13 protein-coding genes are annotated in these 12,964 nt (G+C 70.6%); 3 read left to right on the forward strand and 10 right to left on the reverse strand.

Annotated features, from left to right (window positions below; genetic code table 11):
• The first annotated feature begins 467 nt into the window (after window positions 1–467).
• A complete protein-coding gene (locus tag AB0B55_RS13755; protein WP_355048938.1) occupies window positions 468–785 on the forward strand; it encodes a hypothetical protein in 318 nt (105 codons plus the stop codon).
• 6 nt (window positions 786–791) lie between these two features.
• Here AB0B55_RS13755 and AB0B55_RS13760 read toward each other — a convergent pair whose 3' ends face one another.
• Window positions 792–1,865 (reverse strand): adenosine deaminase, encoded by a 1,074-nt coding sequence (locus AB0B55_RS13760; protein ID WP_357130386.1) that lies wholly within the window; start codon window positions 1,863–1,865, stop codon window positions 792–794.
• Between the two features lie 44 nt (window positions 1,866–1,909).
• Window positions 1,910–2,323, reverse strand: coding sequence for a PPOX class F420-dependent oxidoreductase (locus AB0B55_RS13765; RefSeq protein WP_357171838.1), 414 nt, complete (start codon window positions 2,321–2,323; stop codon window positions 1,910–1,912).
• 59 nt (window positions 2,324–2,382) lie between these two features.
• Between AB0B55_RS13765 and AB0B55_RS13770 the strand changes: the two genes are divergently transcribed.
• Both AB0B55_RS13770 and AB0B55_RS13775 read left to right on the forward strand, forming a co-directional pair.
• Entirely contained in the window at window positions 2,383–2,874 is a 492-nt protein-coding gene (locus AB0B55_RS13770; protein ID WP_357130392.1) for a MarR family transcriptional regulator, read from the forward strand.
• A 1-nt stretch (window position 2,875) separates the two neighbouring features.
• Window positions 2,876–3,784 (forward strand): putative RNA methyltransferase, encoded by a 909-nt coding sequence (locus tag AB0B55_RS13775; RefSeq protein ID WP_357171839.1) that lies wholly within the window; start codon window positions 2,876–2,878, stop codon window positions 3,782–3,784.
• A gap of 2 nt (window positions 3,785–3,786) precedes the next feature.
• Here the strand turns inward: AB0B55_RS13775 and AB0B55_RS13780 are convergent, their stop codons facing one another.
• The 8 genes from AB0B55_RS13780 to AB0B55_RS13815 all read right to left on the reverse strand — a co-directional run bounded on the left by AB0B55_RS13780 (window position 3,787) and on the right by AB0B55_RS13815 (window position 12,941).
• A complete protein-coding gene (locus AB0B55_RS13780; protein WP_357130398.1) occupies window positions 3,787–4,467 on the reverse strand; it encodes a DUF4272 domain-containing protein in 681 nt (226 codons plus the stop codon).
• A gap of 91 nt (window positions 4,468–4,558) precedes the next feature.
• The gene (locus AB0B55_RS13785) at window positions 4,559–5,839 is read right to left on the reverse strand and encodes a thymidine phosphorylase (protein WP_357172023.1); all 1,281 of its coding nucleotides are present in this window, start codon (window positions 5,837–5,839) and stop codon (window positions 4,559–4,561) included.
• Window positions 5,840–5,968: 129 nt separating this feature from the next.
• A complete protein-coding gene (locus AB0B55_RS13790; RefSeq protein ID WP_357171840.1) occupies window positions 5,969–6,673 on the reverse strand; it encodes a cytidine deaminase in 705 nt (234 codons plus the stop codon).
• Between the two features lie 113 nt (window positions 6,674–6,786).
• A complete protein-coding gene (locus AB0B55_RS13795; protein ID WP_357171841.1) occupies window positions 6,787–8,064 on the reverse strand; it encodes an ABC transporter permease in 1,278 nt (425 codons plus the stop codon).
• Between the two features lie 3 nt (window positions 8,065–8,067).
• Window positions 8,068–9,417, reverse strand: coding sequence for an ABC transporter permease (locus AB0B55_RS13800; protein ID WP_357124626.1), 1,350 nt, complete (start codon window positions 9,415–9,417; stop codon window positions 8,068–8,070).
• On the reverse strand, window positions 9,414–11,060 hold the full coding sequence (locus AB0B55_RS13805; RefSeq protein WP_357172024.1) for an ABC transporter ATP-binding protein: 1,647 nt from the start codon (window positions 11,058–11,060) through the stop codon (window positions 9,414–9,416). Before AB0B55_RS13805 ends, AB0B55_RS13800 begins: the two co-directional genes overlap by 4 nt.
• 187 nt (window positions 11,061–11,247) lie before the next feature.
• Window positions 11,248–12,315 (reverse strand): BMP family ABC transporter substrate-binding protein, encoded by a 1,068-nt coding sequence (locus AB0B55_RS13810; protein ID WP_357124713.1) that lies wholly within the window; start codon window positions 12,313–12,315, stop codon window positions 11,248–11,250.
• A 278-nt stretch (window positions 12,316–12,593) separates the two neighbouring features.
• On the reverse strand, window positions 12,594–12,941 hold the full coding sequence (locus tag AB0B55_RS13815; RefSeq protein ID WP_355048948.1) for a hypothetical protein: 348 nt from the start codon (window positions 12,939–12,941) through the stop codon (window positions 12,594–12,596).
• Window positions 12,942–12,964: the final 23 nt, after the last annotated feature.

The raw sequence follows: 12,964 nt of genomic DNA on the forward strand, positions 1-12,964 counted from the left end.
CCCCGGGCAACGCCCAGCGACCGACCCGGCGGGTCGGACCCCCGAGATTCCATCACGCCGCTCGACAAGAAGAAAGCCCAGGTTGTCACCGGCCGAGAGTGTGATGAGATGTTGATGCGATTTGATAGCAGTCCGTCTGGCCGGAGTAACTGAAGGTAATGGATCATCCCCACCGTGTTGTCCTGCTCGCCGGCCCCTCAGGCTCCGGAAAGTCGTACATAGCGCAGCAAACCGGCTTACCTGTGCTGTGCCTTGACGACTTCTACAAAGACGGCGATGACCCTACGTTGCCGCGACGAAACGGCCAGGTCGATTGGGAATCGCCGCAGTCCTGGGACGCCTCCACGGCCGTCGAAACGATTGCGCGACTGGCCCGCGAGGGACGTGCCGATGTGCCGGTTTATGCGATCGGCGCGGATCGACGGGTGGCCACCCGGCCATTTGATGTCGACGGATCGCCACTTTTCGTGGCCGAAGGGATTTTCGCCGCCGAGATCGTCGAGGAGTGCCGCCGCCGTGGGCTGCTCGCCGGGGCGTACGCGCTGCGCCGCCCGCGCGGAGCGACGTTCCTGCGCCGACTGGCCCGGGACCTGTCCGAGCAGCGCAAGGCGCCCCGGGTGCTGGTCCGGCGCGGCGTGGCCCTGCTGCGGGCCGAACCCGAGGTGCTGCGCCGCCAGACCGGGTTGGGCGCCGAGGCGGCCCGGGCCCGGGAGGTGCTGCGCCGGGTGGCCGGCCTGCTCGCCGGCCACCACACCCACCACCGACAGGACCACCCGCACGGCTGACGAGGATCAGGCCAGCAGCTTGGCGTACGCCGGCTTGATCACCTCGTCGATGATCCGCAGCCGCTCGTCGAACGGGATGAAGGCGCTCTTCATCGCGTTGATGGTGAACCACTGCAACTCGCGCCAGCCGTAGCCGAACGTCTCCACCAGCAGCGACATCTCCCGCGACATCGACGTGCCGCTCATCAGCCGGTTGTCGGTGTTGACGGTGGCCCGGAACCGCAGGTCCCGCAGCAGACCGATCGGGTGCTCGGCGATCGAGGCCACGGCACCGGTCTGCACGTTCGACGACGGGCACAGCTCCAGGGGAATCCGCTTGTCCCGGACGTACGCGGCCAGCCGACCGAGCGTGCCGTCCGGGGCGATGTCGTCCACGATCCGTACGCCGTGACCGAGCCGGTCCGCGCCGCACCACTGGATCGCCTGCCAGATCGACGGCAGCCCGAACGCCTCACCGGCGTGGATGGTGAAGTGGAAGTTCTCCCGCTGGAGGTATTCGAAGGCGTCCAGGTGGCGGGTGGGCGGGAAGCCCGCCTCCGCGCCGGCGATGTCGAAGCCGACCACGCCGGCGTCCCGGTGCCGCACGGCCAGCTCGGCGATCTCCTGCGAGCGGGCCGCGTGCCGCATGGCGGTGAGCAGCGTGCCCACCCGGATGGTCAGGCCCGCCTCGGCGGCCTGGGCGGTTCCCTCGGCGAACCCGGCCAGCACGGCCTCGACGACCTCGTCCAGGGTCAGGTCCCGCTCCAGGTGCTGCTCGGGAGCGAAGCGGACCTCGGCGTAGACGACGCCGTCGGTGGCCAGGTCCAGCGCGCACTCGCGCGCCACCCGGCGCAACGCCGGTCCGGTCTGCATGACCGCCACGGTGTGCGCGAACGTCTCCAGGTAGCGCTCCAGCGACCCCGAGTCGGCGGCCGCGGAGAACCAGCGTCCGAGCGCCTCGGGGTCGGTGGTGGGCAGCTCGTGCCCCGCCTCGGCCGCCAACTCCACGATCGTCGCGGGACGCAGCCCGCCGTCGAGGTGATCGTGCAGCAGCGCCTTCGGGACCTTGACGATGTCCTCGTACCGGATAGTTGCGACCATGCCCAGACCCTAGTCACCTGCGGCGGTCGGCCACGCCAGCCCGCTCATCCAAGCCAGCCGTAGACGCGGTCGACGGCGAGTCGCAGGACCACCCGCCCGTCGGCGACCATCGCGGCGCGGTAGTCCGCCCAATCCGGGTGGTCGCCGCGGATCCCCCGGTAGACCTCGACCAGTTCGTCGACCTCCGCGTCGCCGGTCGCCGATGCCGGCTCGGTGAGCGTCACGGTTCCCTCGGCGACCGCGTACGCGCCGCCGTCCGGCGTGGTCACGTGGAAGCTGGCCCGGGGGTCACGGCGCAGGTTGCGCACCTTGGCCCGGTCGCCCGTGGTGGAGCAGCGGATCAGCCCGGGTTCGGCCAGGTAGTCGAGGTTCGACAGTTGGGGTCGGCCGTCGCGGCGCAGGGTGACGAGCACGCCGCGCCCTCGGGCGCCGAAGAGGTCCCACAATTTGGTTGACATGTCATCGACCGTAGGAGGCGATTCGATGACATGTCAACCAAGACGTTAGGCTGAGCGGCATGGAAGCGACCCGGTGGCTGGACGAACGCCAGGACCGCGCCTGGCGGGGCTACCGCCGGATGCGTCGCCTGCTCGACCTGGAACTGGCCCGGGAGCTGACCCAGGACGCCGGCCTGTCCGAGCCGGACTACGACGTGCTCTCCGACCTCTCCGAGACGCCGCAGGGCCGGCTGCGTCTCAGCGAACTTGCCGACCGGATGCTCTGGTCCCGCAGTCGACTCTCGCACCACCTGACCCGGATGCAGCAGCGCGGCCTGGTGACCCGGCAGGAGTGCCCGGACGACGCCCGTGGCGCGATCGTCGTGCTCACCCGGGCCGGTCGGAACGCCATCGAGGCCGCCGCCCCCGGCCACGTGAGCGCCGTCCGGCAGCACTTCCTCGACCTGCTCACCCCGGCCGAGGTCGAGGCGCTCGGCGCGTTCACCCACCGGGTCGTCGACCACCTCGCGCAGAGCCGCGCGCCTCGTCCCCGCCGGGGCCCGGAGGCCTGACGTGGACCCGCGCATCCTCGACCGGCTGAGCTGCCCGGTCTGCGGCGAACCGCTGGCCGAGACCGCCGCCGGCAACGCCCGTGCGCTGCGCTGCCCACGCCGGCACACCTTCGACGTCGCGCGTCAGGGCTACGTGAACCTGCTCACCGGTCGGGCGCCGCACGTCGGCGACAGCGCCGAGATGGTCGCCGCACGCGCGGAGTTCCAGGCCGCTGGCCACTACGACATCATCTCGACGGCGCTCGCCGCCGCCGCGACCGAGGCAGTCGCGCGGCTTCGCGCCACGCCCGCTTCCGATGAGCCAACAGCAGGGGTACGCATCGAGCGCTCTGACGCGTACCCCCTGGTGGTGGACGCCGGCGCGGGCACGGGCCGCTACCTCGGCGCGGTGCTGGCGGCGCTGCCGGACGCCGTGGGTCTGGCCCTGGACGTCGCCAAGCCGGCGCTGCGACGCGCGGCGCGGGCGCACCCCCGGGCGGCTGCGGCCCTCGCCGACACCTGGCAGCGGTTGCCCCTGGCCGACGGTGCGGCGGCGGTGCTGCTGAACGTGTTCGCCCCGCGGAACGGCCCGGAGTTCCACCGGGTGCTCGACCGCGCCGGCACGCTGCTGGTGGTGACGCCCGCCGACGAGCACCTCACCGAGTTGGTGGACGCCCTACGCCTGCTCCGGGTGGACCCGGACAAGGCCGACCGGGTGACCGCCACCCTGGGCGGCCACTTCACGCCGGTCAGCTCGACCGTGCACCGCGCGGAGCTGACCCTGACCCGGCCGGAGATCGCCACGCTGGTCGGGATGGGTCCGAGCGCCTGGCACACCGACCCGGCCGCGCTCGCCGAACGGCTGGCCGCGCTGCCCGAGCCCGCCCGGGTGTCCGTGGCGGTCCGGCTGGACGCCTACCGGCCCCGCTGACCTCAGGTCGAGAGGTCGACCTCTTCCCAACCGGGCGGCTCGTCGTGGTACGGCCCGCGCAGGATCACCGCCCACTCCAGCGCCCAGCGCCGCTGCCCGATCGCGTTGGCGTCGACCAGGCCCGGCAGGGGGCGACCGTTGCGCTCGGTCTCCAGGTACGCCCAGTCCAGGCAGTAGTGCAGGTCGAGCAGGGCCGCCGCGTCGGCCGGATGCTGCGGCGCGGCGAGGATGCGGGACTGCCAGCGCCCGAAGGTCTCCCCCTCGGCGATGTGCGGCAGCCGCTCGACCAGCCGATCGTCCACCGCCAGGGTGGGGTCGAGCTGCTTGCTCAGCCCCAGCACCCAGGCCAGCGCGAAGAGCGCGTCGTGGTGCAGCACGAACGAGCGGTGGTCACCCTTGCCGCCCATCACGAACTGCCACTCGGGTGGGGTGACCATCTCGACCAGGTGCGAGCCGAGCAGCCAGCTCATCGCCGCCTGCGGGGGCATCCCGAAGCAGCGGGCCAGGATGAGGTGCAGCACGGCGATCCGGGCCTCGATCTCGGCCCGGGGACGCAGCTCGATCGCGTCACCCGGCTCCCACACGAGCGGAAACTGGGCCGGTGGCAGCGGCAGACCGAGCCGGGACAGCTCGTCCAGGCTCGCCTCGCGCACCTCGCGCGGGTCGGGGGCAGGTACGGTCACGGGGCAACTTCCTGTCTGCACGCGACGCCTTTGGCCTGCGACAATAGCGCTCCCAGGTGACTGGCACCACGCCGGCCCGACCCCGGCCCGGTCAGCCGATCCGCTCGATGACCAGCGGTGCCGCGCTCGGCGCGGTCGGCGCAATGTGCACCGCGCGACTTGCCTCCGCCAGAGCCGCCGGAATTCGGGTCGAATCCTCCGCGCGCAGCTCGTAGAGAGGGTCGCCGGCCCGCACCGCGTCGCCCGGCCGCCGGTGCAACACCACACCGGCCGGCACGCTGACCGGATCCTCCTTGCGGGCCCGGCCCGCGCCGAGCCGCCAGGCCGCAACCCCCATGGCGTACGCGTCGACGGCCGCCACGTATCCGTCCCGGTCGGCCCGGACCACCTCGACCTCGGGGGCGGCCGGCATGGGCGCGTCCGGGTCGCCGCCCTGCGCCCGGAGCATCGCCCGCCAGGAGTCCATCGCCCGCCCGTCGCGCAGGGCGGCCTCCGGGTCGGCGTCCGGCAGGCCGGCGGCGTCGAGCATCTCCCGGGCCAGCGCGAGGGTCAGCTCCACCACGTCGGCGGGGCCGCCCCCGGCCAGCACCTCGACCGACTCGGTCACCTCGACCGCGTTGCCGATGGCCAGGCCGAGCGGGGTCGACATGTCGGTGAGCAGAGCGACCGTCCGGACGCCGTGCGCGCCACCCAGCTCCACCATCGTGCGGGCCAGCTCGCGCGCCTGGTCGACGGACTTCATGAAGGCGCCCGAGCCGACCTTGACGTCGAGGACCAGCGCGCCGGTGCCCTCGGCGATCTTCTTGCTCATGATCGAGCTGGCGATCAGCGGGATCGCCTCGACGGTGCCGGTCACGTCGCGCAGCGCGTACAGCTTGCGGTCGGCGGGAGCCAGCCCCGCGCCCGCCGCGCAGATCACCGCGCCGACCTCGCCGAGCTGGCTGATGAACTCGTCGTTGGTCAGCGCGGCCCGCCAGCCCGGAATGGACTCCAGCTTGTCCAGCGTTCCGCCGGTGTGCCCGAGGCCGCGCCCGCTGAGCTGCGGAACGGCCGCTCCGCAGGCGGCCACCAACGGGGTGAGCGGCAGGGTGATCTTGTCGCCGACGCCGCCGGTCGAGTGCTTGTCGACGGTGGGACGCCGGACGGCCGAGAGGTCGAGCCGCTCACCGCTGGCGATCATCGCGGCGGTCCACCGGGCGATCTCCGGGCCGGTCATGCCGTTGAGCAGGATGGCCATGGCCAGCGCCGACATCTGCTCGTCGGCGACGATCCCGCGGGTGTAGGCGTCCATCACCCAGTCGATCTGCGCGTCCGACAGCACACCCCCGTCCCGCTTGACCCGAATAACATCAACAGCAGCAAAACTCATCAGAAGATCTTCCTAGTTCTCTGGGGAACCGGCCGCGTTCCGTTAGCAGGTCAGGGATTGGGCCGACGTGCCCGGCGGAGGGATCAAGCCTGACCGCCCGGAGCCGGGCACGGTCGGCCCAATCCCCAAAGCTCAGCCCCAACGAACCGGGATCTCCAGAGGCGGCTCCCCCTCGCCGGCCCAGAAGATCGTGCCGGTCTCGTCCACCACGACGACCCGGGGCGTCCGGGCCATTCCCCAGGTGATCGCCTCGGCGGGATCGTCCCAGCTCGGCGCCTCCTCCAGCACACCGGTCTCGGCGCCCGCGTCGTCCCCGGCCGACCGCTCCCAGTACGCCGTCCAGACCTGCTGCCCGGCGGACATGTCCGGGTGCACGAAGACGGTGCCGCGACCGCGCCAGGCGGCCAGCCGCTCCGGGACGACCGGCACCGGCGTCTCACCGGTGACCGCCTCCAGGTCCTGGACGCCGAAGGCGTGCGGCAGCAGCTCGGCCATCCGCAGCGGGCGGGTCTTCGTCTCGATCAGGCACTCCGGGCCGCCGTTCTCCCAGAGGAGTTGCCGGCACCGGCCGCACGGCATCAGCGGCTCGCCGGTGGCGTCGACGCAGGAGAGCGCGACGAGCCGACCGCCACCGGTGGCGTGCAGGCTGGACACCACTCCGCACTCGGCGCAGAGCGTCACCCCGTACGCGGCGTTCTCCACGTTGCATCCGACCACCACACGACCGTCGTCGACCAGCGCGGCCGCGCCGACGGGAAAGGTCGAGTACGGGGCGTACGCGTGCCGCATCGCCTCAACGGCGGCAGCGCGCAACCGCGCCCAGTCAATGTCGCTCATAGCACCATTCTCCGGAAAAACCCCCAACCCCTGCAGCGGTGATCAAGAGGTTTGCGTCAGGAACGGCGATGTTCCTGACGCAAACCTCTTGATCAACACAACGAGGGTGGGTGTCAGCCCTTGATGTACGGCTTGCCGTCGGCGGCGGGCGCCCGGACCCGACCGACCAGGCCGGCGACCGCCAGGATGGTCGCCAGATAGGGCAGCATGGCCAGGAACTGGCTGGGGATCGAGCTGTTGATCGCGCTCAGGTAGGTGGCGAGCTGGTCGGCGAAGCCGAAGAAGAGCGCGGCGAGCAGCGCCCCGGTCGGGTTCCACCGGCCGAAGATGAGCGCGGCCAACGCGATGAAGCCCTTGCCGCCGATCATGTTCTTGGTGAACGAGTAGAGCGCCAGCGTGTACGACGCGCCGCCGATACCGGCGACCACACCGGCCAGCAGCACGTTGCGGTAGCGCACCCGCAGCACCCTGACCCCGAGCGTGTCGGCGGCGATCGGGTGCTCGCCCACCGATCGGGTCCGCAGCCCCCACCGGGTCCGGAACAGCCCGATGTGGATCACCAGCACCAGGAGCAGGCCGACGTAGAGGAAGATGTTGCCGCGGAACAGCGCCGGCCCGAGCACCGGGATGTCCTTGAGCAGGGGGATCTCCCAGTTGCTGAAGCGCGGCGCGCTGTTGTACTTCTCCGCGTCGGTCTGCATCAGCCGCTCGTAGAGGAAGCCGGTGACGCCGACCGCGAGCAGGTTCAGCACGATGCCCATGACGACCTGGTCCACCAGGTAGCGGATGGCGAAGACGGCCAGCAGCAGCGAGATGAACGCGCCACCGATGGCGGCGGCGACCAGGCCCACCCAGACGTTGCCGGAGAGGCTGCCGAACAGGGCGCCGCTGAACGCGCCCATCAGCAACTGCCCCTCGATGGCCACGTTGACCACGCCGGACCGCTCGCAGAGCACACCGGCGAGCGCGCCGAAGATCAGCGGCAGGGCCAGGATGAACGTGCCCCGGATGATGTTGACCAGCGGCATGAAGTTCTGCCCGGTCGGCGCGGCGGAGACCTGCCAGCAGAGGAAGGAGAGCACGAAGGCGACCAGCCCGACGCCGAGCACCGGCAGGAACCAGCGCTTCGGCACCCCGGCGAGCAGGGCCGCGCCGGCGGCGATCGCGATGATCCCGAACAGGATCGCGCCGATCGTGCCGTTGATCTCCAAGGCGGCGCCGGCCGCGTCGTCGCTGAGCGTGAACCGGGCCTGCTGGTCGGTGGCGAGCGCACCGAACAGCACCGCCGCCAGCAGGCCGAGTGCCGTCAGCGTGAGGCCGACCTTGCGGGTCCGGGTCCAGAAACCCTCGTCGACGCCGACCGCGACGTCGGGGACAGCCATGGTGGACATGCGTTACCAGCCCTTCGCCAGGCTCGTCTGCAACCGGGCGGCCCGTGCGGCCCGGAGCTGGAAGATCGCCTTCACCAGGGCGGGTGCGGCGATGAAGATGACGATCAGCGCCTGAAGCACGGTCACCAGCTCCAGCGAGATGCCGGAGTACGACTGCATCCGGTTACCGCCGGCCTGGAGCGCACCGAACAGCAGCGCGGCGAGCAGCACTCCCCACGGCTTCACCCGGCCGAGCAGCGCCACCAGGATGCCGTCGAAGCCGATCTGCGCCACCACCAGCGGCGTCAACGCGCTGGCCGTCGAGCCGAGCACCATGTTCGAGCCGCCAAGACCGGCCAGGATCCCGGAGAAAACCATGATCAAGATGTACGTCCGGGTCACGCTGATGCCGGCGGTCCGCGCGGCGTCCGGGTTGGCGCCGACCGCCCGCAACTCGAAGCCGAGGGTGGACCGGTTCAGCAGCCAGGCGACCGCCCAGGTGGCCAGCACGGCGAGCAGGATGCCGGCGTGCACCCGCAGGTTGTCACCGAGCAGACGGGGCAGCTGGGCGGAGGTGTCCACCGCCTTGCTGATCGCGTCGGTCCGGGTCGGATCCTGCACGCCGTTCTGCACGATGAGCCAGGTCAGGAAGTACGTGGCGACGTAGTTGAGCATGATCGTGTTGATCACCTCGTGGGCGCCCGCGCGGGCCTTGAGGATGCCCGGGATGAAGCCCCAGATCGCCCCGCCCAGCGCGCCGGCGAGCACCGCCACCAGCAGGTGCAGGCCGGGCGGCAGCGGCAGCAGGAAGCCGGCCAGTGCGGCCAGGATGACGCCGACGGTCGCCTGACCCTGCGCGCCGATGTTGAACAGGCCGCCACGGAAGGCCAGCGCCACCGCCAGGCCGGTGAAGACCAGCGGCGCGGCGTACGTCAGCGTCTCGGAGATCGGCGCGAGCACCGCCTGCCAGCCGTTGCTGCCGTTCACCCAGCCGGAGAACGCCTCGGGGTCGAAGATCGAGCCCTTGAACAGGTTGGCGTACGCCTCGCTCACCAGCGTCCAGCTCGAACTGAACGCGTCCGAGGGGCGGGCGGTGATGTAGGTGTAGGTGTGCAGCACGTCCGGGTCGGAGACGACCATCAACACCGCGCCGACGACGATCGCCAGCACCAGCGACAACAGGGTCACCGTGAAGGTGTTGGCCGCCCAGAGGTTGTCCAGGAAGAGCCGGCCCAGGGACGGCTTCGGCTCCGGCGTCTTCTCCGTCGTGGTCGTGCCGGCCCGCTCGGTGTTGCCGAGGGCGTTCTGCGCCGCCTGCGCCTCGCTCGCCGGCTCCTTGTCCGGAGAGCCCGACTGCGGATTGGGGTTGGTCATGCCTCGTCCTCGCTCGCGGGGCCGTCGGCGCGCGCCGGACCCCCGTCGGCCGCGCCACCAGCGGTAGCCGTGCCGGGCTGGGCTGCGGTGCCGGCGGTGGTCGCGTCGGGCTCGGCCGGCGTGCCCGCGCCCGCCGCGTCCGGGTGGATGCCGGCCATCAACAGACCGATCTCCTCACGCGGGGTCTCCGGGCCGACGATGCCGATGATCCGTCCCCGGTACATCACCGCGATCCGGTCGGCCAGCCCGACCACCTCGTCCAGCTCGCTGGACACCACCATGACGGCGGTGCCGATGTCCCGCTCGTGGATGATCTGGCTGTGGATGAACTCGATCGACCCGACGTCCACGCCACGGGTGGGTTGGGCGGCGATGAAGAGCTTCAGCGGCCGGGACAGCTCCCGTGCCACGATCACCTTCTGCTGGTTGCCACCGGAGAGGGTGCCCACCGCCGCGTCCGCCGATGAGGTACGGACGTCGAACTGCTCGATCCGCTCCCGGGCCGACGACGCGATGGCGTCGGGCTTCAGGGCGAGCCCGCTGCCGAAGGGTGGCCGGTCGTAGATGTCCAGCACCAGGTTCTCGGCGACGCTGAACTCCTTGACCAGGCCGTCCACGCTGCGGTCCTCGGGTACGTAGCCGACGCCGGCCCGGAGCACCCGCTTGGGCGTCCAGCCGTCGATCCGGTCACCGCCCAGGCTGACCGTGCCGGCGAGCACCGGGCGCAGACCCATGATCGCCTCAATCAGCTCCGTCTGGCCGTTGCCCTGCACGCCCGCCACGCCGAGCACCTCGCCCGCCCGTACGGTCAGGTCCACGCCGTCGACCGCCCGGATCTGCCGGTCGTCGTCGACGACCAGCCCGGCCACCTCCAGCACCGGCTCGCCCGGCGTGGCCGGCGACTTGTCGACCGTGAGGCGCACGCTGCGGCCCACCATCAGCGCGGCCAGCTCGTCGCGGCTGGTCTCCGGGGAGGCCGCGCCGACCGTCTTCCCGCGTCGGATCACCGTGATCCGGTCGGCGATCGCCTTGACCTCGCCCAGCTTGTGGGTGATGAAGACGATCGACTTGCCGGCCGCCTTGAGCGACCGCATGACCGTCAACAGCTCGTCGGTCTCCTGCGGGGTGAGCACCGCGGTCGGCTCGTCCAGGATGAGCAGGTCGACGTCGCGGGTGAGGGCCTTGACGATCTCCACACGCTGCTGGATGCCGACCGGCAGGTCCTCGATCACCGCGTCGGGGTCGACCCGCAGGTTGTAGCGCTCGGACACCTCCGTGACCTCGCGCCGGGCCCGCCGCCGGTCCAGGAAGCCGGCGATACCGCCCCGGACCTGCTCCGCACCGAGCATGATGTTCTCGGCGACGGTGAACACCGGCACCAGCATGAAGTGCTGGTGCACCATGCCGATCCCGGCCGCGATGGCGTCGGACGGCCCCTTCAGCCGCAGCGGCGTGCCGTCGACCAGGATCTCGCCCTCGTCGGGCTGGTAGAGCCCGTAGAGCACGTTCATCAGGGTCGACTTGCCCGCGCCGTTCTCGCCGAGCAGGGCGTGAATCTCTCCAGGCTCCACCGTCAGATCGATGTGGTCGTTGGCGACCAGATCACCGAACCGCTTGGTGATGCCGCGCAGTTCGAGTCTCAGCGCAACCTCCTGGAGTGCGAGCGATGGTGCAGCCTAGCTGCCGTCGAACGGGCCGGAACGCCTGGCCGACGCGGTGCGCGATCGGCCGCTCCGACCCCCACGGTCACCGCGGGGCCGAAGCGGCCGATCGGTCGTACCTGTGCCCACCGACCTCTCCGATGATCTCACCGGAGAGGTCGGCCGGACGTCACTTGGTCGGCTGGGCCTTCGAGGTGACGGTGATGGTGCCGGCGGCGATGTCCGCCTTGATCTTGTCGACCTCGGACTTCAGCTCGGCCGGAACCTTGCTGTCGAAGTCGTGGTACGGGGCGATCGAGACACCGGTGTTGGCCAGGGTGCCGACGAAGCCGGGGTTGGCCTGCAGCTTCTCGCCACCGGCGGCCTTGACCACAGCCTCCTTGACGGCCTCCGGGATGTTCTTCACCACGGTGGTGATGATCGCGCCGCAGTCCGGGGTGCTCTCGCAGCCGTCGACGTCCACCCAGATGGTGTTGTACTTGCCGCCGGAGGCCTTGGCCGCCGCGGTGGTGCCGAGGCCGGAGCCGCCGGCGACCGGCATGATGATGTCCGCGCCCTGGGCGACCAGCGCGTCGGAGACCTTCTTGCCCTCGTCCTGCTTGGCGAAGTCGTTGGTGAAGGAGCCCTTCTGGGTCTCCTTGTTCCAGCCCAGCGCCTGGACGTTCTTCTTCTTGGTGGTGTTGTAGTACGCCACGCCGTCGACGAAGCCGTCCATGAAGATCGTCACCGGCGGGATCGGCAGACCGCCGTAGGTGCCCACCTTGCCGGACTTGCTCATCCCGGCGGCGAGGTAACCGGCCTGGAACGCGGCCTGGGCGGTGTCGAACTGCATCGGGTAGATGTTGGCGTCACCCGGCTGGGCGTCGACGATGCCGAACTGCTGGTTCGGGTTCGCCTTGGCGATCTTGGAGGTGGCGTTGGCCATCAGGCCACCGACGGCCAGGATGAAGTCGCACTTCTGGTTGACGTACTGCGTCAGGTTGGGCTCGTAGTCGGCCTCGGCCTTCGACGCGACGTACTTGATGTCGATGTTGTCGTTGGCGGCCTTGGCCTCCTGCAGGCCCTTCCAGGCCGAGGTGTTGAACGACTTGTCGTCGATGCCGCCGACGTCGGTCACCATGCAGGCGCTGAACTTCTTGGCGCCACTGCCGGCGTTCTTGTCATCATCCGGAGCCTCGCCACACGCGGCGGCGCTGAGCACGAGCCCACCTGCCGCGAGGATCGAGGCGATCCGCATCCCACGCACCGAGCGCAAGACGTCTCCTTCCCATTGCACACCGCGCCTAGTGCGGTGGCAGCCCATCAGCCGACCTGCGGGTGTGCCGCCGGCTGTCCCACGTTACGGACGGGAGCGTACGCCCGCGCCCACCCACCGGCCGACAATCGTGCACGACTGTTGAGTGCCTGTTACCCGGGTGTAACCCTTGCGTGGGGCAGATCACTCTTCGTGCTGCTAACCGAGCCCCCAGGTGTCGCGGAAGTCCGGTTTCCGGGGTGCGGTTCCCCCCTCGGACGCTACCGCCAAAAGACCGCCACCGCCGCGTTCACCAGGGTCAGGCCGACGATCGCGAGGAAGTGGCCACGGTTGACCACGTCCCGCTTACGGGAGAAGAAGACCATGACGAAGATCAGCAGCGCGATCACCAACTTCGTCACAAGTTTCGCCGGGTTCGGCTCGTCGTCACCGCCACCGCGCAGGGGCGCGGAGAGCCCGAGGCCGGTCAGCAACTGGATCACGGCGCCCCAGAGCATGGCGGGGTTGATCCGCAGCTTCCCGCTGACGTACTGGGCGATCGAACCGCCGAGCAGCAGGGCGAAGCCGATGAGATGGACATAGAGGAGGATGAGTCGCAGTGCTTCCACGCCGCCCATCCTCCCCTATCAAC

Source organism: Micromonospora sp. NPDC049107, from assembly GCF_040648595.1.
Taxonomy (GTDB): domain Bacteria; phylum Actinomycetota; class Actinomycetes; order Mycobacteriales; family Micromonosporaceae; genus Micromonospora.

Excerpts from the sequence above, each read along its gene's own strand:
- AB0B55_RS13760 (WP_357130386.1), bottom strand. The coding sequence starts at position 1,865 with ATGGTCGCAACTATCCGGTACGAGGACATCGTCAAGGTCCCGAAGGCG.
- AB0B55_RS13765 (WP_357171838.1), bottom strand. The coding sequence starts at position 2,323 with ATGTCAACCAAATTGTGGGACCTCTTCGGCGCCCGAGGGCGCGGCGTG.
- AB0B55_RS13770 (WP_357130392.1), top strand. The coding sequence starts at position 2,383 with ATGGAAGCGACCCGGTGGCTGGACGAACGCCAGGACCGCGCCTGGCGG.
- AB0B55_RS13790 (WP_357171840.1), bottom strand. The coding sequence starts at position 6,673 with ATGAGCGACATTGACTGGGCGCGGTTGCGCGCTGCCGCCGTTGAGGCG.
- AB0B55_RS13795 (WP_357171841.1), bottom strand. The coding sequence starts at position 8,064 with ATGTCCACCATGGCTGTCCCCGACGTCGCGGTCGGCGTCGACGAGGGT.
- AB0B55_RS13800 (WP_357124626.1), bottom strand. The coding sequence starts at position 9,417 with ATGACCAACCCCAATCCGCAGTCGGGCTCTCCGGACAAGGAGCCGGCG.
- AB0B55_RS13810 (WP_357124713.1), bottom strand. The coding sequence starts at position 12,315 with ATGCGGATCGCCTCGATCCTCGCGGCAGGTGGGCTCGTGCTCAGCGCC.